The organism is Thermoplasmata archaeon (assembly GCA_038851035.1).
Classification (GTDB): domain Archaea; phylum Thermoplasmatota; class DTKX01; order VGTL01; family VGTL01; genus JAWCLH01.
Map to the genome: position 1 here is coordinate 141,872 of JAWCLH010000002.1, position 19,754 is coordinate 161,625.

Sequence of the window (19,754 nt, forward strand, 5' to 3'; positions counted from 1 at the left end):
CTCAGCGATGAAAGGAACCGTAGGCGGCCCCGGATGTGCGGGCGGTTAATTGGGGATTGGTCCGTGTAAAACGTTATGGACGGGGGCGCATCATCCAAGTGCTATCGTTTCTCCTCCCGCTCAATGGCTTCCTCAACGAACTGGGCGAGAGTCACGGGCTGGACGCGGCTCTTCTTTTTCTTCGCCACGACGCCCATTGTGTGGGCGCAGGCGGGGCATGTGGTGACCATGACCTCCGCTGCCATCCCGGCTTCCTCGAGGCGTCTGGCCGCAATTCCATCAGCCTCACCGCTGAAGGCGATTCTCACCCCTCCACCGGTCCCGCAGCAGAGCGCCTGCTCCTTCGTGCTGCGCATCTCCTTGATGTCAGCGAACCTCGAGAGCACCTTTCTCGGGAGGTCGTACATCTTCATGTGCCTTCCGAGGTCGCAAGAGTCGTGGTAGGTCACGGTCTGCCGGCTCTTCGGGGAGGGGAGTCTGTCGAGGTTTTCAGCAAGAAGCTCGGCGATATGCCTCACCTTTATATCGCTCTTCCTCACTTTTGGATATGCCTCCTTGAACATCCTGTAGCAGCCGTCGCAGCTCAAAACAACCTCCTTGACACCGAGCCCCTCGAGCCTACTGAGGTTCTCTCTGGCAACCCTGCTGAAGTCCGCTCCTAGTAAGTACTGGGGGTAGCCACAACACATCTCGTTAATCATCGTATAGTCCACGCCGAGCCTCTTCAGGAGCTTTCTCGTGTTGAGCGCGGGCTTCCTGTTCGCATATGTGCTGACACAGCCCGCGAAAAAGGCCACCGGCGCCGGATGCTCTCTCTCGTCGTGCATCTCCGTTGAAGGAGTCCTGTCGGCGTAGATGTTGCCGCCCTCATCTATATTCCTCAGCACAGCCTTGTGGGGAGGGAGATGCATGCCGCTGCGCGCTATGTCCCTCCTCACTGCCTCGAATATTTCCAGAATCTTCAGTCTCGAAGAGCAAGCCACCTCACACCTCCGGCAGAGAGTGCATTTGAAGAGGTTCTCGATAGTTTTCTCATCAGGCGGAATCATTTTGTGCAGGAGGGCATAGGAGAGCAGGATCCTCCCCCTCGAGGTGTTGCTGTCCCATCCTATCACATTGAAGAACGGGCACGATTCTTTGCAGTACCCGCACATAGTGCAGGTCAGAATCATGTCCTCCGCCGACTTAAGGCCATCCATGACCGGAAGGGCAACGGGCGCCGCCATCTCAATCATCCCCCCCCATCACATACCTGTTGTACGAGTACATGTCGTCCGGCGCATCGAATATCTTCCCGGGGTTGAGGATGTTGTTTGGGTCGAGGGCTCTCTTTATTTTCCTCATTACCTCCACCGCTGGCCCCCTCTCCACTTTGAAGAGCCTCGCCCTCGTTATCCCGATTCCATGCTCCGCGCTCATCGTGCCGCCTGCCTTCAGCACGGCCTCGTATATTTCGTCGGTGGCCTTCCTCCCCGCCTCCCACTCCCTCTCCGACTTCAGGTTGAGCAGCACCTTGCCGTGGATGTTGCCCTCGCCCGCGTGGCCGTAGGCGCCTATTACAATGTTGTACTTTTTAGCTATATCCGGGAATTGCCCTATGACCTCCGCGACCCTGGATATCGGGATGCCCATGTCGTCCGCGAGCGATATCGGCCCCCTCTCGCCCGATCGCGCCATCGCCGGAAGCACCGATTTTCTGCTCTCCCATATCCTCGCGATTTTGGAGGGCTCGGTGGCGTAGTCGATGTTCTGCGCCCCCGCCGCCCTGCAGATTTCTCCGGCGGCCTTCAGGTCCTCCTCAACCACCCTCGGGTCCCCGTCCATCTCGATGATAATGATTGCTGCGGCGTCTGGCAGTGGCGTGCCGAAGGCCTTTTTGACGGCCTGAATGCAGTTCGTGTCCATGATTTCAAGAGCGGATGGCATCAGTCGGTTCTTGTAAACCTCCGATATCGCAGCTCCTGCGGCCGCGAGAGAATCGAAAGAGGCGATGAGCGACCCGGAGCTCTTGGGCTTGGGCAGGATGCGTAACCGGGCCTTCGTCACGATGCCCAGTGTCCCTTCGCTCCCCACGAAGAGCTTCTCGAGCTGATAGCCGCTGGCATTCTTGACGGTCCTGTTGCCCACCTCGATGAGCGTCCCGTCCGCCAGAACGACCTCCAGCCCCATGACCAAATCCCTTGTTGCCCCGTACTTTATCGTCCTTATCCCGGAGGCGCTGTTGCCTATCATTCCTCCTATCGTGCAGACATCGCCACTTCCGGGGGCAGGGGGGAACCAGTAGCCATATGGAGCGAGGGCCTCATTCACCTTCGCGAAAACGACCCCCGGCTCGACCTCTATGTAAAGGTCTTCGATTCTGATGGAGAGGATGCGATTCATTCTCATCATGTCCATAACGATGCCGCCCCTCACGGGCACGGTCTGCCCCGAGAGGCCGGTGCCCGCCCCCCGGACAACGATGGGAATTCTTTCTTCATTGCAAATTCTGACGATCTCTTGAACCTGGCGCGGGTTCTCAGGCCTCACAACGATGTCCGGCATGCAGTGGTGTAATGACGCGTCCGAGCCGTAAATATACCGGGTGGCCATGTCGTCTGCGGTGTTCTCCGCCCCCACTATCTCCCGAATTCTTGCCTTGACACTCTCCGCAAGAGGCATGTCGGATTACCCCCAAGGCCGGGATTGAGCTTCTTTGATAAATAGTTATTGAAAAATCGGGGATTGAGGCGTGGAATCACCATCGCGACTCGCGCCAAGGAACAGTGGTAAGCTGAGAGGAAGCTCGATGAAATAGGCTCAGTCAAGGTCCTCTATACAGTTCTTGCAAAGGTGGAGGCCGTCCCTCTCCACCAGCTCGTCAGAGAAGGACTCGCAGCGCTCACACATGCCCTCCCTGACTGTTTCAGGCGGTAGCCTTTCCCCGTGCTGGTTGATAGCCCTGAGCTCTCTCGTTATCTCGATGAGCTCGGGAGAAATTCTCAGGATGTCGCTCTCTGTGAGAATTCCGACCAGCCGGCCCTTCTCGATAACGGCCAGTCTCCTGATGCGAAGGGAGGCCATCTTGCGGGCAGCGTCGACGAGATCCGTGTCGGGGCCGACGCTGACCAGGGGCGAGCTCATCACATCCTTTATCTTCAGCCGGCTTGGTTTGGTATTCGTAGCCACACACTTATCGACGAGGTCCTTCTCTGTGACAATGCCCACGGGAGATCCTCTGCTAGCGACAATAAGTGTGGAAATCGAGCGCCTGCGCATGAGCAGTGCGGCGCGGTGTAGACTCATCCCCGGGCTGACCGTGATAGGCTTCCTAGTCATCACCTCTCCGACCGCTATTCGCCCGTCCGCACCGTACATTTTACCAAACCCCACAGCCGCAACGCCGGCGGCACATGATTTGTTTTAGACTCCATCAATATTAAAGCTTTTCTCCGCGGTCCTCAGGGAGGATTTAAAGATTGCTGTGGATGTCGCCCGACACGAAGCCCCTAATGGGCATATCGGCTCGAGAAACCCTACTGGGTTTCGGGCCGTACAGTCCACCACTCAACGAATTTCTTTAAAGTCTCGGTTATTCTGGCGATTACGTCGAGAGGGCCGAGGGAATACCCGAGCTCGGCGAAAGCGAGGTCTCCGGAATAGCCATTTATCAGCGCGGCAGCGCGCGCCGCGTTAAAGGGGGAGACACCCCTAGCCAGAAGAGCGCCCACGATTCCGGTGAGAACATCGCCCGTACCCCCCACCGTCATCCCAGGGTTCCCGGTCCGGTTGAGCTTGACCCGGCTTCCATCCGAGACTACATCTAGCCTCCCCTTCAGAAGAATCGTCAATCCGAACTTCTTGGCCCACGTCCTGACCGAGCTCATCCGGGATTCAATATCCTCCGGCAGTTTCTCCCCAGTTAGAATCTCGAATTCTCCAGCGTGTGGGGTGACGACGCCTCTAAGCGAAGGCAGGTGCTTACGTCTCTGGCCGAGGGCCTTTATTGCGTCTGCGTCCACCACTATAGGCTTCTCACATTTTGAAAGAATCTCCAGAACCGTGGAGAGAGTATCCGGTGTCGCTCCCAGACCAGGTCCGATGACCATGGCGTCGCAATCGCCTAGGGCCGCGGTCACCTCTTCTATGTGCGAGGAGTTCAGATTTTGCCCGGGTAGGGAGTGAACAATGAACATCGGAGAATAGGAGGCGACCACAGCGGCAGCAGTGGAAGGTGTGAGAATTCTGACCAAGTCCACACCCATTCTGTAGGCTGCAAGGGCGGCGAACGCGGGGGCGCCGGTATAAGGTCCCCCACCGACAACCAGAAGCCTGCCGTTGTCACCCTTCCGTGATGTTGGTGACGGCTTAGGGATATAGACGAGCTCACCCGGTCCGATATAGAGTTCAGCCTCTTTAGGAATTCCAATATCGGCCACAATAATCTTCCCGCACCTCGCGCTCTCCATACCCTCCTTCATGTCGTGGAAGGTCACCGTCATTGACGGCCGTACCATTAGCTCCGTGCCCAGTCCAGTGGGAACATCCACGGATACGATTTGCTTCTTTGATGCGTTGAGCCTCTTCACAACGCTGGCGTAGGGCTCCCTGAGCTTACCGGATATCCCTACGCCGAGCATGGCGTCAATGATTATGTCGCTTGATGAGATGATTTCCCCGATGTTTGAAGGTGATATAAGGGTCCGGACCTTGCCCCGAATTTTGGAGAAGTTGAGGCGCACTAGGTCGGAGGTGATACTCTTCTCGTCACCCAGTAGAACAACGGTGACGTCGCAGTGGACTCTGAGATATCTGGCAGCGACGAAGCCGTCCCCGCCGTTCCTGCCTGTGCCGCAGATTACAAGAACCTTTTTATGCTTCAATTGGTATTTGTTCATCACAGCTTCCGCGACCGCTTTGCCCGCGTTCTCCATAAGCTGGGAAGTAGGTATTCCAAGATACTGGGCATTTCTATCTAGAACGCTCACCTCCTCGAAAGGTATCAATGTCTTGCCTCCTCAATTTTATTATATGCTGACGATATTTATTTTTTACTATATAAATGAATTTTATACTTAAATAAGCTTCTTTTTATTAGAAAATCCTTTATATGTCTAGTATATATATCAATCAGCTTGAAGAAATCAGTAGTTCTTGCGCGTGGCTATTTCCGGACGTCCAGTGCGAAGACTGCCCATGGTCTTATTATTCATGGACGCCGATACAAGGTGATGGCGGTTGTTGATGAGACCTGCGAGGGGGAAGACGCGGGGGAATTGATGGGAATCGGGAGGAGAGGAATACCGGTGGTGGGAAGTCTGAGTGAGGTGCCTGGAATTCCTCCTCTGCGCTCGCGTGTTGCCGGAATCTCTGAGGGGCATAAAAGGAGGGTGCGGGGGGAGCGGTGGGCATTGATTGTGGGCGTCGCTCCGACCGGAGGGCGTCTCCCTCCGGTTTGGCGAAGGGACATAAAAGAGGCCCTGCAAAGGGGTATGGACATCGTCAGTGGCCTTCACGACTTCTTGGGAGACGACGCCGAGTTCGCCAGTCTCGCGCGGAAATATGGGGTGTCAATCTGGGATGTGAGGCGCCCTCCGGCTCTTCTTGACGTCGCTCGCGGGTACAGAGCTAATGTGCCCGTGGTTCTGGTCTGCGGAACGGATTGTGCTGTTGGAAAGAGGACCGTGACAATCGAGCTCCATCGTGGAGCTCTTTCACGCGGAATCGACGCCGCCTTTGTAGCTACAGGCCAGACCGGGGTTATGGTTGGGTGTGACGCGGGCATGGTAATTGATCGTGTGCCTGGTGACTTTATGTCCGGGGCAGTCGAGGGGATGGTTAAAAGGATGGTGGAGAAGGGAAAAGAGCTGATATTCGTCCAGGGCCAGGCTTCCCTAACCCACCTAGCCTATGGGCCCGTCACGCTGGGAATCCTTTACGGCGCAAGACCGCACTTTATAGTGCTTGTACATGAGCCCGGTCGAAGATACAGGCCGAGCTTCCCGGACCAGAGGGTTCACGAGCCGATGGAGGAGGCGCGGCTTGTGCGTGAGTTGTCTGGCGCCGAGCCTGTGGGGCTCTCCCTGAACTGCCAGCGCCTGATGCGAGATTCTATCCACACGCGCGGGATGCAGTGCATGGCTTCTTCCATCTCAACATCCCAGCAGGAGGGCCGGCCCGGATTGTCACCTCACCAAACAATCTGCCTCCATTATGAAAGGTCTACAGGCCTCCCCACGGTGGATGTCCTGCGGGATGGTCCTGATCGAATTCTGGATGCCATTCTCCTCAGAGTTAAGGGAAGGCGAGATCTAAAGATTGGACCGGGCCTGAGAAGGGCGATTCGGAGACTCAGTGAGGGTGGAGCATGAGACTCCTCTCTCTCCGGACATATCAAGTAATCATACCTTTGGTCCGGCCCTTCGTCATCTCCACTGGAGTCCAGCGCTACTATGAAGGGGTTCTCCTGCGCCTGCGAGCCTCCGGTGGGCTCGAGGGCTGGGGGGAGGCAGTCCCGTCGAGAAGGGTCACGGGCGAGACACCCTCCGGAGTTATTGCAGAGCTCTCGCGAGCAGCTGAGAAGATACTTAGGCTCGACCCCCTTGAGACCGGTGCCTCGCTCGAGTTCGCCGCGCAATGGATAAAGGGCCCGAGCGCCCTCGCTGCGCTTGACATCGCCCTGCACGATTTAAAGGGAAAGTACTACGGCGTGCCTGTGAGGCACCTATTCGGTGGGATGAGGAGGGGAATAGAGACCTCAGTCACGATATCCATAGGCACCGGAGAAGAAACGCTGCGTCGGGCCGAGGAGCTTATCAGGAGAGGATTCCGGATATTGAAGGTCAAACTTGGGAGGGACCCTGAGAGCGATGTCGCGAGAGTAAGGCGTCTCAGGAGCTGGCTCGGGGGCGGTGTGAGAATAAGGGTGGACGCCAATCAAGGCTACACAGCCTCCCAGGCGATCGATGTTCTGAGACGAATTCACGGGTGCGACATCGAATTCTGCGAGCAGCCCGTGCCCGCGAACGCTCTTAGGGCACTCGCCCGGGTCAGGAAGAGCTCACCCGTCCCCATAATGGCGGATGAGAGCGTAAGGTATCCGGCCGAGCTCCTGAGAGTAATAAAGGCGGATGCCGCAGACATGGTCAATTTGAAGCTGATGAAGTCCGGCGGCCTGCGCCGGGCCTTCCAGATGGCGCGCATCTGCGAGGCGGCGGGTATGCCATGCCAGATGGGGTGCATGATTGAGACGAAGCTGGGAATCACAGCTGCCACTCACCTTGCCCTTGCTGATTCGAGCATCGCCTACGCCGACCTTGACGGGCATCTAGAGCTCGCATCAGACCCATGCAGGGGCGGTGTTCGCACCGCACGTGGGGAGAACAGCGTGCCCGCCCACCCGGGACTGGGGCTCGGAATCGTGGCGCCAAATTAATTCTGAACGCGCGGGTTTAAAGAGTTGAATCGATGGGCAAGTTTATATTATATTAAATCAATATACATTTTGATGCATGATGGGAGCACTGAGGGAGCGAAACCTGTGAGGAAATTCCTTTTCGTCTCTTTCGAAGGGCTGATTCACGACCTGGCCTGGCAGATATCGAAGGAGGGCCATCTGGTGAAGTACTGCATTTTGGATAAAGCGGAGAAGGACATCGCTGATGGCTTCGTGGACAAGGTCGATAACTGGGAAGAGTATGTGGACTGGGCGGATGTTGTGGTCTTCGATGACATTGGCTTTGGCGAAGTCGCGGACAAACTGCGCGCCCAGGGGAAACCTGTGATTGGAGGAACGCCCTATACCGACAGGCTCGAGGACGACCGGAACTTCGGCCAGGACGAGATGAAGGCCGCGGGCATAAGCATATTGCCACACTGGGACTTCACCTCTTTTGACGACGCACTAAAATTCCTGAAGGAAAACCCCGGCAGGTATGTAATTAAGCCCTCCGGGAAAGCCCAGAACGAGAAGGAGCTATGCTATGTGGGTCAGGATGAGGACGGAAAGGACATCATAGAGATACTCGAGCTCTACAAGACCTCATGGGGCACCAGGATGAAGGAGTTCCAGCTTCAGAAGTTCGCTTCTGGTGTGGAGGTGGCAGTGGGGGCATTCTTTAACGGCTCGGACTTCATCTACCCGATCAACGTGAACTTCGAGCACAAGAGGATGTTTCCCGGAGACATCGGACCCAATACCGGCGAGATGGGCACCTCAATGTTCTGGACGCAGAGGAACAAAATATTCGACGAGACCCTCCTGAAAATGAAGGAAAAGCTGGCGGCGGCAAAGTACGTGGGCTATGTCGACATCAACTGTATTGCCAACGTCAGGGGAATCTACCCGCTCGAGTTCACCACCCGGTTCGGATACCCGACCATTAACATCCAGATGGAGGGCGTCCTGAGCGAGTGGGGCGAGTTTCTCTACGGTCTCGCGAGGGGAGAGAAACCGGAGCTGAAGGTCAAAAGGGGCTTTCAGGTTGGCGTCGTCGTCGCAGTTCCCCCCTTTCCCTTCACAGACCCGCAGGCGTTCAAGAAATACTCGGAGGACGCAGCGATAATCATAAAGAAGAGCACAGAGGGAATTCACATCGGCGACGTCAAGTGCGTGGACGGGAAATGGCGACTAGCCGGTCACTCGGGCTACGCCTTGATAGTCACGGGCTCGGGTAGTACGATGGCGGACGCGCGCAGGGTCGCCTACAACCGAGTCGCCAATATACACATACCAAATATGTTCTACAGAACGGACATAGGAGAGAAATGGACGGAGGACTCGGACAGGCTCCAGACCTGGGGCTATCTATACTGATGAGCCCTGATGAGCCGCAGAAGCACCTTTCAGGCCCCCTCTCCGGGCAAGGAGTGTCCGGGCATCCCATCGCCCCCTGGGTCCCCTGAGGCAGTCTCCCGGTTTGAATTACTCCAGCCAGACTCACTACGCCCTCTCGCATTTCCCCCGCAGCCGAATTCAATCCGGGTGTCTGTGTCTTGAGCCTCCCAGCAGGATACCGCTCTTCTTGAGCCTCTCCAGCTCCTCGGGGGTGTGCTCATGAATAAGGAGATGAATGTGCCCCCCGCCCGCCTCGATGGCCCTGCTCAGCTCCTCCATGGCATGCTCCATTGAGAGAGGGAGGTTGGGGCAGTCGTACCCGAACGCCCGGAGCACTCTGAAGAGTCTTGTGACCTCCGGAATATCGAGGTTGTTTCGCTGGAGGAGGGCCTCGTCAAGGAAAATCTCGCGCAGGCTTCCCTCCCCCACAACGCGCTTGTTCAGAACATAGGCCCGGTCAGCAAGCTCTGCCACCGCTGCAACATCATGGGATGCCGTCACGATTGTGCATCCATACTTGTTTAGGCCGTTGATCAGGTCAATTAACTCCCGGCGGCTCCGCGGGTCCAGAGTGGCGGTGGGCTCGTCGAGAAGAAGGAGCTCAGGGTTCATCGCAAGAAGGCCGGCAATCGCCACTCGCTTTTTCTCCCCCAGGCTTAGCTTCTGTGGCACGCGATTCTCGTAGCCCCTCAGGCCCGTGCGCTCGATGGCGCGCTCCACTGCCCCCCTCACCTTCTCCGCGGGAAGCCCCTGGTTGAGAGGGCCGAACGCGATATCGTCCCACACTCTGGGCATTATCAGTTGGTCGTCCGGGTCCTGGAAGAGAATTCCAACCTTTCCACGCAGCGCTTCGGCCCCCCTTCTCCCAAGCTCCCTGCCGAGAACCCGGACAGTCCCAGAACCCGCGGGCCTCAGACCGGCGAGAATATGCAGCAATGTGGATTTTCCAGCGCCGTTGGGGCCGAGAATCGCCACGCGCTCACCACGCGCTATCGAGAGGTTGAGGTCCCTGAGGGCCGGTGTGCCGTCCTCGTATGTGTAAGAGACCCCAATGGCCTCGACTACAGGGTCAGCCATCTCAGACCCCCTCTGTCCGCGTAGAGTAGAAATACCGAGAGTGCCACCAGTGCCGCCGAGAAAAGGACCTCGGCAGCCCCGACGGGGCGGGCGTTGAGCGTTCTTATCCTACCATCGAAGCCCCGGACTCGGAGTGCCTCCCCTAGCCGAGTGCCGCGGTGGTAAGCTCTGAAGAGCACCATACCGGCCGTGAAGGAGAGGAGCCTCATCCCCGAGCGGTCGAGAAGGTGCCTACCCTTTTGGGCCCCACGGGCTCTCCGGGCAAGGGAGAGCCTTCCAAGCTCATCGGAAAAAATAGAAATGTACCTGTGGGTGAAGAGCAGTAATGCGACAAAGACTAAGGGAACACGCAGAGCCTGTAGTCCCTTCAGGATTTCGAAGAAGGGCGTTGTGCACGACAAGACCAAGAGCGCGAGCACGGAGGCCGAGACCCTAAGCAGCATCGCTACGGCAGCGGGAACGCCGGAGTGCATGAGAGCGCTGAGCGAGGCCAGAAGAACAAATGGAAAAGCAAGAGCATACCTTTTTGCAAAATGACTCACCGGGACCCCTGAGAGGGCTGCGAGAAATAGGGCGTAAACCAGCGCTGCTGCCAAGGCTGGTAGCCCTGTCAGGAAAGCCACCGCCGCGACAAATATAATCACCGAAATGAGCTTGGTCCTCGCATCCAAACAGCCAAAGCTCGACTTGGCCGCGTGGGTATCAGAGTTAATGAAGCTCATTGACCTTTCTTCCTTAGAACCCAGCCAACGGCAAAGGTGAGCGCAAAGACGGTTGCGAAGCCCAGAAGACCCATCGCCAAAGCGACAGGGTAGCTCTCACCATAATCTAGAGGAGCCCGATACACGGGTTCCGGCTCCTCGAATCCTGCGCCCTCCATCGTCCTCTCGAGCCCGTCCCCGTAGGGGGCGGAGAATATAAAGAATAGGACCAGTCCGATCGCGAAGGCGGCCAGAATCACTGCCACTGCCTTCACAAACCCTAGAAGCACTTTTCTCCCTATCATTTCCATCAACCATCCGCCTCCCTTAACAATCCCCGTTCACTCGCGCCTCCTGGACAAGCTGAGCGACAGCGCGGCGACTCACGAGCACCTCCGGCGCCACCTGTGCGAGGAATGACAGAACGCCGACAGTGATGAGCGCCTCCCCAACGCCGATCACAGCGTGGTATAGTGTCATCGCAGGAATCGCGAGCTGCGGCGCTATCCCGTAGACTCCACCGCTCAGGGCGTAGCTCAGGACGAGCTCGAGCGAGCAGGCAAATGCTCCCATGAACACCGCTAGCCAGGAGGCCGCGAAGACGCCGGCAAGGTGATAGCGCCTAGGGAAGAAACGCCAAACATAGTATCCCGTGAGACAGCCAATAAGACCCATGTTGACGAAGTTGAGGCCAAGCGCAATAACACCGCCGTCGCCGAAGAGGAGGCACTGAATGACAAGGATGACACTCATAACGACCATCCCTGCCCATGGGCCAAGAAGAATTGAAGCAAGCGCTGCACCAACAAGATGTCCAGTAGTCCCACCACCGATAGGAAAGTTGAGCATCTGTGCCACGAAAATCCCCGCGGCTAGGACTGCCATAAGAGGAAGCCAAGCTTCTTCCACTCTTTTATTAACAATCTTTATAACGAACGTAAAAACAATAAGTGCTACCAGCCATCCAGCACCAGCAACCAAGGGGTCCATGAGGCCATCAGGAATATGCATAAAATCTCACCCAGTAGCACGATTTTTTTTTTCGTGCTACCGTATGCCTGAGTCATTATAAATATGTTTTGGTTTCTGAGCGTAATTTTCTGCTCCATCCTGCCTCATCTTCTCGAAAATGACGATAGCAGCAGCGGCCGAGACGCCGAGGCTTTTCATTCTACCCTTCATCGGTATTCTTACAAGCCTGTCGCACATAGCAGCGGCCGCCGTACTGATCCCTTTATCCTCCCCCCCGAAGACGAGCGCAACCGAGCCCCTCAGATTCTCGTTAAAGACGCTCCTCTCCGCTCTGTTGTCGGCACCGACGACCCAAAGACCTCTCTTTTTAATCAGCTGGAGGGCACGGAGGGTTGAGGGCACGGAGACAACCTTTATGTGCTCTGTGGCACCCGCAGACGCCTTGCGCACTACGGGCGTTATCCCTGCCGCTCGCCTCTCCGGAATCACGATACCGTGCGCCCCTGCGGCCTCGGCGGACCGTATTATCGCACCGAGGTTCTGTGGATCCTCTACGCCATCTAAAAGCACTATGAAGGGCTCTTCTTTCCTTTTGGCGGCCTCCGCAAAGATATCCTCGATGGTGGATGGAGGGCGGGCGGGAGCCACCGCAACAATGCCCTGATGGCCGCCCCTGCCCACAAGAGAATCGAGGGCTGCCCTCTCAGCGAAAACCACCTCAATGCCCCTGCGCCTCGCCTCCCTGAGCAGCGGGTCCTGGGCCCTCTTGCTCTCTCTCGACACGATTATCCGCTCAAGCTGCCGTCCCGCGCGAAGGGCCTCGGCGACCGCGTTTCTCCCGGGAATCAGCTCATTGGGCACGCTGGGGCTATTGGTGTGGCGATTTAAGAATTGTGCCTGCGTCCTTTCGAATGTAACCGAAGAGCACCGGGAGTGCCCTTTCTACCCTATTTGGAAGGAACGCTCTGTATGTCTTTCCCTCGCTGGAATGGATTAGTGTGGGCTCTCCGAACTGACTGCCGTCTATGTACCCGACTTTGAGCAAGTCCAGTTGAAGATAGCGTTTCTTGAGCAGCCCCGTGCAGAGCATCAGCCTTCTTTCATTGAAGAAGATACCGGAAACGTTCAGACGCACCAGAAACCAGCCCATAGCACCAATTACCCCGATTATGAAAGCGGCTGATATTGCTGCAAACCTCAGCATATTAACATCTCCTGATAGTTCAGGCACGAATGGAAAAAGCGTGGTCATCAAAAAACCCGAGCACGAGGAACCCGTCGCTAGTCCTCACTTCGGCCCTGGTTCTTTGCCACCGCCCTTCCAAGGGCGTGTCGTTTGAGATATCGCCCCGCTCTACCATGTGAGCGACTACACGGGGGTCGTCCAATCCCGCCGGGTCCTCGAAGGGAATTCCTACTCTAAGCAGCTCCTCGGATATCGCATTGAACGCCTCTTCCAGCCACTCACCTGGACAGATATCCATTCAATCGCCGATGTTGTACTTCTTCCCGGTTCTGGATTTCAGCCCGAGACCTTTGACGGGGATGCCATCCGCAACTGGCTAGTGGATGGAGTATCCGAGCCTGATATCCCTCCATACTAGGCGCCATCGAAGCCTCCCCGAAACGAACAAGTACACCCCGAAGTCGTCTATCCAGAACGTTTTTTTAAGAGAATATAGAAGAAGGACCTGGCGAACTAGGTACTGCCCTCCAGTGAAAAGAGGAGCGAGGGGGCTGTCAGCCAGAGGAAAGACCAGCCGGTGTCGAGTAATAGATATATGAGAAACCAATCGGCACAGAGCGCTATGCCAAAGATAAAAATTGCACTGGGCAGCTCACTGGCGCGGCTGGATAAAGTACGCGCCCGCCTGCCACTCCACTGGGCTCGACGATATGGACGCGAGAATACGAGAGTATCAACCTCTCCGAGGTAATGAAAAAACCCAAATCCATCCAGGGCGTTCCGGTGTGCGGGAATTTCATGAAGGTCGTCGCCGGCTCCGCATCGAAGCATCTGGGGAGGTTCGTAGCGGGGGCTCTCGGGGCACAGCTCGTGGAGGTCCAAGTGAAGCGCTTCCCTGACGACGAGTGCTATGTGCGCATCATGGAGAATTTGGACGGGGAGGAAGTCGTACTCGTCCAGACGACCTACCCTGACAGGAACTTTGTCGAGGCCCTGCTCCTTCAGGACGCGATTCGGGAGTTCAAAGTGAGGAGGCTGATAACGGTTGTCCCCTACATGGCCTACGCTCGCCAGGACAAGAAGTTCAACGACGGCGAACCAATAAGCGCCCGGGCTATGGCCCGAGCCCTGTCGACACACTCGGACGGCGTCGTTCTGGTTGATGTCCATGACCAGAGGATAACGGACTTCTTCACCGTGCCGACAATCAATGTCTCGGCAATGCCTCAGATAGGGGAATATCTGGCGAGGAGCGCGAAGGTGGACCTAGTGGTGGCTCCCGACGATGGCGCAATGGACAAGGCCCAAGCAGTAGCGGGGGTGCTGGACTGCAACTGGTCTTGGCTCGAGAAGAAGAGAATCGACGGCTCCACTGTGGAGATAGCGCCCAAGCACGTCGAGGCAAAGGACAAGAGCATAGTCATAGTGGACGACATAATCGCCACTGGCGGGACCATTTTGACGGCCACAAAGCACCTGAAGCTCCAGGGGGCGAAAGGGGTGATAGCGGCCTGCACCCACGGCCTCTTCACCGGCGGGGCCCTCCCCAGGCTGAGGGAGGCCTGCGACTATGTACTTTCCTCCGACACCATTGAGAACGAGACGAGCATAGTTAGCGCAGGGCCGGAGGTGGCGAGGGGAGTTCAGAAGCTACTCGTGAAGTAGCGGGACCTGAAGGGGAGAAGAGGCCGGAAGGGAATTCCTTATTAGACCCTTCCATCATCACCCGCTTCGGGGACTGGAATGGGGGGAGAAAAGAGAACACCAATCAATGTCTGTTCACCGATAGAGCGGGTCAGGGATTTTCGCGAGGTGGTCAAGGGGTACTCAAGAGAGGAGGCAATCGAGGAGGCAAAGCGGTGCCTGAAGTGCAAAAAGCCCGCCTGCGTCCCCTCCTGTCCTGTCGGCCAGAGGATACCGGAGTATATAGCGGCCATCGCCGAGGGAAATTTTGACAAGGCGCTTGGAATAATCATGGAGAACAACCCCCTCCCAGGCGTCTGCGGCCGGGTCTGCACTAAAAAGTGCGAAACGACCTGCGTCCGGGGCAAGAAGGGTGAGCCCATAGCCATCCATCTCCTCAAAAGGGCTGCGGCCGACTTCGGGAAGGTAGAGCTGAGGCCCCCGGCCGCAACTGGTAAGAGGGTGGCCGTCGTGGGCTCGGGTCCGGCGGGCCTCGCTCTCTCGTTCAAACTCGCTCTCCGGGGACATGGGGTGACGATTTTCGAACAAAAGCCGGTCGCTGGAGGAATGATGGCCCTGTGCATCCCGCCCTACCGCCTTCCACGCGATGTGCTGGATGCGGACATCAGGCGCATAACCGACCTGGGGGTAAATATCCAGCTCAACTCTCCAATCAACAGGGAGCGCGGGGTGGACGAGCTGTTCGCGGAGGGCTACGACGCCGTATTTCTAGGGCTGGGAACTCTCAAGCCAAAGAGCCTCGGAATTCCGGGGGAGGAGCTGGAGGGCGTGGAGCACGTGATACCCTTCTTAGAAAGTGTGAACCTGCGAGGTAGGACGAAGGTTGGAAAACGGGTGGCAGTGGTTGGGGCTGGCTACTCGGCCATGGATGCCGTGAGGACTGCCCGCCGGCTCGGAGCGGAGGCCTTCATTGTTTACCGGAGGATGAGAGAGCAGATGCCGGCCTCGCAGGAGGAGGTGCGCGAGGCCGAGGAGGAGGGCTGCAGCCTGAACCTACTCGTCAACCCCATCCGTGTGTTGGGAAAGGATGGAAAAGTCGCAGGCCTCGAGTGCGTGAGAATGGAACTCGGGCCCCCCGACAACAGCGGCAGGCCCGCTCCAATTCCCATTAAAGGTTCGGAGTTCAGAATCGAGTGCGATATGCTGATTCAGGCGATAAGCCAGGAGCCGGATCTGTCGGGTTTCAAACCGGGCGAGTTCCGTCTAACAAAATGGAACACGCTCGAGGTCTCAGAGACCATGCAGACCAGTAGGAGGGGGGTCTGGGCGGCCGGTGACGTCGTCACTGGACCCCAGACAATTGCAGCGGCCATAGCTGGTGCGAACAGGGCGGCGGAGGACATTCTGCATTTTCTGAAAGGCGCCTGAGCGTTGGTCCCCTTTATCGCCGGTGGAGAACCAAAATAGCAAAATAGCCCCGGCCCGTATAAGGATGGTGATGCCTTTCCACCTGCTATCTGGGAGGCGCAGGATGCTCCTCACCATTATTATAGCAGGGGTCTTGATAGTGGCGGGAACGGCGCTCGTGCTCAGACCCGGTGGACCCTTTCTGCCGGCCCCAGCGCCCGCTACGATGAAATATCCCATTCCACCCCCAAATGTCCCAGTAACGACAAGGCCACGTGACAACAATGAGCCCACAATCGCGATAAACCCTCTTGACCCCAAGAACATGGTCGCGGGCTCCAACGACTACAACACACCCACGGGCGATAGCTGGCCTGGCTTTTACACGACCCATGACGGAGGGCTTACCTGGAAGGAGGACCTCATACCCGGCTATCCCTTCGGCCCACCCTCCCAGCTTACCGGCTTCAGGGGCGGAGGCGACCCCGTAGTTGTGGCGGACAACAGGGGCAATTTCTACTATGCAGGAATTGCTTTCAAGCGGGCCGTCAACCCCCTCAACCCTATCGGCTTTGGAATCAACCTCGGTCTGGCGAACTGCGTGTTTGTGGCCAAGTCCACAGATGGAGGAGATTCCTTCCCACAGGTAGTTATTGTTTGGGCCGCGCTAGAGAACCTAGTTCGCTTCAACGATAAGGAGTGGATTGCGGTTGACCCGAATAACGGCAATGTATATCTGGTCTGGGCAATATTCACAGGCATGATGACTTCTCGCCTCCTTTTCAGCAGGAGTACGGACGGTGGGAAGAGCTGGTCCCTTCCCATAGTTATATCGGAGACCACATCTGGGGAGATAAACATACAGGGCTCCGCCGTCGTCGTGGACAGGGATAGCACAATTCATGTCACATGGATAGATTTCTCCAGCAGGAACGTCCGCTACGCCCGGTCCACCGACATGGGCCAGAGCTTCTCCGAGCCGATAAATGTGGCGCCCATTGTCCCCCTCCCCTCCACCCTCCCCAACGGGAACTACAGAACCCCGACGATGACAATGCTGGCGGTGGACACCAGCGACACCAACACCACAGGAAGCCTCTACGTCACATGGGCCGATTATGGAGCCGGGGACGCGGACGTCCTATTAGCATACAGCCGGGACCACGGGATGAGCTGGCGGGGCCCCATAAGGGTGAACAACGACACCGAGGGCAACGGGGCGGACCAGTTCTTCCCCGCGGTGGCGGTGTCCGCGGAGGGCTGGGTCCACGTCGGCTTCTACGACCGCCGCACAGACCCCAACAACACGCTCCTCGAGTACTGGTGGGCTATCTCTTTCGATGGTGGCGAAAGCTTTCCCATCAATATTCCAATGAGCGATTCATCATTCAATGGCGACTGGAGCCGGACCGGAGACAACGATTTCATAGGCGACTACACAACGCTTGTGGCGGAGGGCCCGGTGGTGGCTGGTGTCTGGTGCGATACTAGGGAGGGGAGCGAAACCGCAGGCGACAGTGAGATATATGCCGCCATCGTCGAGTACCGGACGCTTCTGAAGGCCTGCGACCTTGGCGTGAAGGTGCCTTGGACCGACGTCCCAGTAAAGGAGGAGTGAGAAGAGGAGATGTGGAAAGATGATGATAAAGAGAGTGAGGAAGGGGTTGCTCGTGTTAGTCCTTTTACTAATTGTTGGACTCATGCTCGGCTTCCTTATTGCGACCCCACCCGAGCTTTTCCACGAGAGTGAGGCCCAACCGGGTCCAGTGGGCCTACCGACATGGATTAAGGGGCAGTATTGGCTCTACTCGTTCAGAACCCCCGATGTAGACTACACGACCGCCCGCGTCGTCGTGGCAGATATCGACGCCTCTAACTACCAGCTGGGCATCAGCACACTTTTGGACGCCCAGAGGCACGCGGTTCTCAACTACAATCCGATGCTTGGAAGGGTGGGTATTGCAAACCTCTCGATATACGAGAAGGGTGAACCTAAGAGCGTGCTAGTATTTCCTCTTACAAAGGGAAAAATCTGGCATTTCTCGCTTCTCGGCGTCGAAGAATTCGAGGCCCGCGTGGTGGCGATGGAGAGAATGTGCTTCTCCGATGTTGGGAGGACGACCCTTGTCATGATTCGGGCCCGCGCGGCATCGGGTGACACCCTCAACTACTCCTACGACTCGGCCGCGGGCTGGTTCCGCACGATGGAGTGGAGAGGCCCCGCGGGTGAGGAGTTGCTGATGATGACCCTCCTATCTACAGGCACTGGGTATAAGGGAGAGGCCTATTTCGTCAGGGGAGTTGACCTGTATGACCGTGAGCTGAACTCCAGCCGCGGCGCGCCGGAGGTGGAGCTCTACGACACATTTATTGATAGAGGGCACAAGACCTGGGGGCCGTTCGACACCCTTGTTTACTACTATAGGGCGACGACAGGCAGCCGGTCCAACATCGTCGTCACTATCACGGCCCATACCGACGCAGTCGTCAGGACGCTGAGAATCGACGCTGAGGAGCACCAGAGCGGTCTAGGCACAATGCAGAGCAGTGCCGGAGAATGGGGAGTGGGCTTTATCCTTCAAGGAGACTGCACGATTCGTCTCAGAATCGCTGGTGGAATTACTTACGTGTGGAACGTCTGAGGGAGAAAGCGGAGATCGGTCTGGCCGTGCAGTCCAGAGAAATCCCAGGGCCGGGGGATTTCAACGGAACATGCTCTGGCCAAGCTCACGAAAAGCATTTCCAGTAGGGACGGAGGTGGTGCCTGAGTTCGGCCAGTGTGGCTTCAAGCTCTATATCCTTCTGTGTCGCTAGGCCCGGCGTGAGACCGCGCTCCCGCCTCCATCCCTCCTGCACAGGCGGCACGGCGATGTCGAACCCCGTGGTCCCCGAAATCATGGATATCCAGCACGCAGGCAAAACCTCTGGGTTGTAGCCGCTCCCATACATCTCGACGATGGGAGCTCCCCCCGCGGCCGTTCTGACCAGCGCTCCCAATCTCCTGAAGTCTGCAACTGTGAGGTCGAGGGCTGTGAGCTGGTCCGCGAAGTGAGGGTCGCTACCGCCGTTTCTAATCACGACTTTGGGGCGGAACTCCCGGGCCAGCGGGAAGACAACTTGCTCGAAGGAACGCTCGTATTGGGCTATTCCAGAGCCGACTGGAAGCGGGATGTTAACGGTAAAGCCTTTACCTTCCCCCTCCCCTATTTGGTGCGGGAACCCTCTTCCAGGGTAGATGGTTGTGGGGTCCTGGTGTAGCGTCACCTTAAGAACTTCGGGCACGGAGGCCAGCAGCTCTTGCGTACCATCGCCGGCGTGCGCATCGGTGTCTATTATCATCACTCTCTTCATCGATTTTCGGTTTAAAAGATCTAGAGCTAGAATAGCGACGTCGTTGAAAACACAGAAACCGCTCCCATAGTCCCTGCCAGCATGATGGAAGCCGCCAAATGTTATTGCATGGGGGTTCTCGCCCCCTGCCACCCTCCTCCCGGCCTCAAGAGCCCCTCCAACGGCGAGCATTGCCCCCCTGACTACCGCGGGGTTGATGGGTGTGTCGATCGATAGAAATCCCCCTCGGGACGCGATTTCATCAACTTCCTTTATATACTCGAGCGAGTGGGCGAGGAGGAGATCCTCGAGACTTGCCGGACCGCACCCCACCACCTCGAACCGTGGATCCCTATCCAATCCGAGCTCCCTAAATAACGCGAGGAAGTCTGAGTAGCGATCGCTACGGAGGGGGTGGCCCTCGCCAAAGTCTAGGGAGAGAATATCCGGGTGGTAAACTAGCGCGACCCTGCCTCGCATGCTCCTCCTAACTTCGGGAGAGGTATGGTGAGGAACTATTATAATTAAACGGATTGTCCGAGTTCCCGCGCGGGTACCCCCATTTCCTATGGAAACGACAGCCCAGTTAGTCGGCCTTTAGACTCCATCCGCCCTATAATAG

At 57.1% G+C, this 19,754-nt stretch carries 19 protein-coding genes; 7 read left to right on the forward strand and 12 right to left on the reverse strand.

The genetic code is table 11. The features are described 5' to 3' along the window. Positions 1-101 precede the first annotated feature (101 nt). The 4 genes from QW379_01250 to QW379_01265 form a co-directional block, all read right to left on the reverse strand. Entirely contained in the window at positions 102-1,235 is a 1,134-nt protein-coding gene (locus QW379_01250; protein ID MEM2869036.1) for a (Fe-S)-binding protein, read from the reverse strand. Beyond that, entirely contained in the window at positions 1,228-2,661 is a 1,434-nt protein-coding gene (locus QW379_01255; protein ID MEM2869037.1) for an FAD-binding oxidoreductase, read from the reverse strand. The genes QW379_01250 and QW379_01255 overlap by 8 nt, the downstream gene beginning before the upstream one ends. 138 nt (positions 2,662-2,799) lie before the next feature. Continuing rightward, positions 2,800-3,357 carry a CBS domain-containing protein gene (locus QW379_01260; GenBank protein ID MEM2869038.1) on the reverse strand — a complete coding sequence of 186 codons (558 nt, stop codon included), beginning with the start codon at positions 3,355-3,357 and terminating at the stop codon, positions 2,800-2,802. A gap of 158 nt (positions 3,358-3,515) precedes the next feature. Then, complete coding sequence (locus QW379_01265; protein ID MEM2869039.1) at positions 3,516-4,985, reverse strand: NAD(P)H-hydrate dehydratase; 1,470 nt, start codon at positions 4,983-4,985, stop codon at positions 3,516-3,518. 225 nt (positions 4,986-5,210) lie between these two features. Between QW379_01265 and QW379_01270 the strand changes: the two genes are divergently transcribed. The 3 genes from QW379_01270 (at position 5,211) to QW379_01280 (ending at position 8,794) form a co-directional block, all read left to right on the forward strand. Beyond that, complete coding sequence (locus QW379_01270) at positions 5,211-6,350, forward strand: DUF1611 domain-containing protein (protein ID MEM2869040.1); 1,140 nt, start codon at positions 5,211-5,213, stop codon at positions 6,348-6,350. Further along, positions 6,347-7,414 (forward strand): dipeptide epimerase, encoded by a 1,068-nt coding sequence (locus QW379_01275; protein ID MEM2869041.1) that lies wholly within the window; start codon positions 6,347-6,349, stop codon positions 7,412-7,414. Before QW379_01270 ends, QW379_01275 begins: the two co-directional genes overlap by 4 nt. A 72-nt stretch (positions 7,415-7,486) precedes the next feature. Continuing rightward, positions 7,487-8,794, forward strand: a complete 1,308-nt coding sequence (locus tag QW379_01280; GenBank protein ID MEM2869042.1) for a phosphoribosylglycinamide synthetase C domain-containing protein — start codon at positions 7,487-7,489, stop codon at positions 8,792-8,794. Between the two features lie 159 nt (positions 8,795-8,953). Here the strand turns inward: QW379_01280 and QW379_01285 are convergent, their stop codons facing one another. The 7 genes from QW379_01285 to QW379_01315 are packed head-to-tail and all read right to left on the reverse strand — an operon-like array spanning position 8,954 to position 13,049. Then, entirely contained in the window at positions 8,954-9,892 is a 939-nt protein-coding gene (locus tag QW379_01285; GenBank protein MEM2869043.1) for an ABC transporter ATP-binding protein, read from the reverse strand. Continuing rightward, the gene (locus QW379_01290) at positions 9,877-10,614 is read right to left on the reverse strand and encodes an energy-coupling factor transporter transmembrane component T (protein MEM2869044.1); all 738 of its coding nucleotides are present in this window, start codon (positions 10,612-10,614) and stop codon (positions 9,877-9,879) included. Before QW379_01290 ends, QW379_01285 begins: the two co-directional genes overlap by 16 nt. Then, positions 10,611-10,904 carry a cobalt transporter gene (locus QW379_01295; protein MEM2869045.1) on the reverse strand — a complete coding sequence of 98 codons (294 nt, stop codon included), beginning with the start codon at positions 10,902-10,904 and terminating at the stop codon, positions 10,611-10,613. Before QW379_01295 ends, QW379_01290 begins: the two co-directional genes overlap by 4 nt. A 16-nt stretch (positions 10,905-10,920) precedes the next feature. Beyond that, positions 10,921-11,583, reverse strand: a complete 663-nt coding sequence (locus QW379_01300; protein ID MEM2869046.1) for an energy-coupling factor ABC transporter permease — start codon at positions 11,581-11,583, stop codon at positions 10,921-10,923. A 57-nt stretch (positions 11,584-11,640) separates the two neighbouring features. Beyond that, the gene (rlmB, locus tag QW379_01305; GenBank protein MEM2869047.1) at positions 11,641-12,426 is read right to left on the reverse strand and encodes a 23S rRNA (guanosine(2251)-2'-O)-methyltransferase RlmB; all 786 of its coding nucleotides are present in this window, start codon (positions 12,424-12,426) and stop codon (positions 11,641-11,643) included. 7 nt (positions 12,427-12,433) lie between these two features. Continuing rightward, complete coding sequence (locus QW379_01310) at positions 12,434-12,769, reverse strand: hypothetical protein (GenBank protein ID MEM2869048.1); 336 nt, start codon at positions 12,767-12,769, stop codon at positions 12,434-12,436. A 19-nt stretch (positions 12,770-12,788) separates the two neighbouring features. Beyond that, on the reverse strand, positions 12,789-13,049 hold the full coding sequence (locus tag QW379_01315; GenBank protein ID MEM2869049.1) for a hypothetical protein: 261 nt from the start codon (positions 13,047-13,049) through the stop codon (positions 12,789-12,791). A 452-nt stretch (positions 13,050-13,501) separates the two neighbouring features. On the opposite strand from QW379_01315, the gene QW379_01320 reads away from it, so the two are divergent. The 4 genes from QW379_01320 (at position 13,502) to QW379_01335 (ending at position 18,444) form a co-directional block, all read left to right on the forward strand. Beyond that, positions 13,502-14,416 carry a ribose-phosphate diphosphokinase gene (locus tag QW379_01320; GenBank protein MEM2869050.1) on the forward strand — a complete coding sequence of 305 codons (915 nt, stop codon included), beginning with the start codon at positions 13,502-13,504 and terminating at the stop codon, positions 14,414-14,416. 78 nt (positions 14,417-14,494) lie between these two features. Beyond that, a complete protein-coding gene (locus QW379_01325; GenBank protein MEM2869051.1) occupies positions 14,495-15,823 on the forward strand; it encodes an NAD(P)-dependent oxidoreductase in 1,329 nt (442 codons plus the stop codon). A 64-nt stretch (positions 15,824-15,887) separates the two neighbouring features. Beyond that, positions 15,888-17,420: a sialidase family protein gene (locus QW379_01330; protein MEM2869052.1), complete on the forward strand. Its 1,533-nt coding sequence runs from the start codon at positions 15,888-15,890 to the stop codon at positions 17,418-17,420. A 19-nt stretch (positions 17,421-17,439) separates the two neighbouring features. Continuing rightward, on the forward strand, positions 17,440-18,444 hold the full coding sequence (locus tag QW379_01335; protein ID MEM2869053.1) for a hypothetical protein: 1,005 nt from the start codon (positions 17,440-17,442) through the stop codon (positions 18,442-18,444). An 85-nt stretch (positions 18,445-18,529) separates the two neighbouring features. Here QW379_01335 and QW379_01340 read toward each other — a convergent pair whose 3' ends face one another. Then, entirely contained in the window at positions 18,530-19,612 is a 1,083-nt protein-coding gene (locus QW379_01340) for a histone deacetylase family protein (protein ID MEM2869054.1), read from the reverse strand. Positions 19,613-19,754: the final 142 nt, after the last annotated feature.

What these genes read in the sequence shown, in the direction of transcription:
- QW379_01250 (MEM2869036.1), bottom strand. Translation starts at nt 1,235, where the DNA reads ATGATTGAGATGGCGGCGCCCGTTGCCCTTCCGGTCATGGATGGCCTT.
- QW379_01255 (MEM2869037.1), bottom strand. Translation starts at nt 2,661, where the DNA reads ATGCCTCTTGCGGAGAGTGTCAAGGCAAGAATTCGGGAGATAGTGGGG.
- QW379_01260 (MEM2869038.1), bottom strand. Translation starts at nt 3,357, where the DNA reads ATGTACGGTGCGGACGGGCGAATAGCGGTCGGAGAGGTGATGACTAGG.
- QW379_01270 (MEM2869040.1), top strand. Translation starts at nt 5,211, where the DNA reads ATGGCGGTTGTTGATGAGACCTGCGAGGGGGAAGACGCGGGGGAATTG.
- QW379_01275 (MEM2869041.1), top strand. Translation starts at nt 6,347, where the DNA reads ATGAGACTCCTCTCTCTCCGGACATATCAAGTAATCATACCTTTGGTC.
- QW379_01280 (MEM2869042.1), top strand. Translation starts at nt 7,487, where the DNA reads ATGCATGATGGGAGCACTGAGGGAGCGAAACCTGTGAGGAAATTCCTT.
- QW379_01285 (MEM2869043.1), bottom strand. Translation starts at nt 9,892, where the DNA reads ATGGCTGACCCTGTAGTCGAGGCCATTGGGGTCTCTTACACATACGAG.
- QW379_01290 (MEM2869044.1), bottom strand. Translation starts at nt 10,614, where the DNA reads ATGAGCTTCATTAACTCTGATACCCACGCGGCCAAGTCGAGCTTTGGC.
- QW379_01295 (MEM2869045.1), bottom strand. Translation starts at nt 10,904, where the DNA reads ATGGAAATGATAGGGAGAAAAGTGCTTCTAGGGTTTGTGAAGGCAGTG.
- QW379_01300 (MEM2869046.1), bottom strand. Translation starts at nt 11,583, where the DNA reads ATGGACCCCTTGGTTGCTGGTGCTGGATGGCTGGTAGCACTTATTGTT.
- QW379_01310 (MEM2869048.1), bottom strand. Translation starts at nt 12,769, where the DNA reads ATGCTGAGGTTTGCAGCAATATCAGCCGCTTTCATAATCGGGGTAATT.
- QW379_01315 (MEM2869049.1), bottom strand. Translation starts at nt 13,049, where the DNA reads ATGGATATCTGTCCAGGTGAGTGGCTGGAAGAGGCGTTCAATGCGATA.
- QW379_01320 (MEM2869050.1), top strand. Translation starts at nt 13,502, where the DNA reads ATGAAAAAACCCAAATCCATCCAGGGCGTTCCGGTGTGCGGGAATTTC.
- QW379_01325 (MEM2869051.1), top strand. Translation starts at nt 14,495, where the DNA reads ATGGGGGGAGAAAAGAGAACACCAATCAATGTCTGTTCACCGATAGAG.
- QW379_01330 (MEM2869052.1), top strand. Translation starts at nt 15,888, where the DNA reads ATGGTGATGCCTTTCCACCTGCTATCTGGGAGGCGCAGGATGCTCCTC.
- QW379_01335 (MEM2869053.1), top strand. Translation starts at nt 17,440, where the DNA reads ATGATGATAAAGAGAGTGAGGAAGGGGTTGCTCGTGTTAGTCCTTTTA.
- QW379_01340 (MEM2869054.1), bottom strand. Translation starts at nt 19,612, where the DNA reads ATGCGAGGCAGGGTCGCGCTAGTTTACCACCCGGATATTCTCTCCCTA.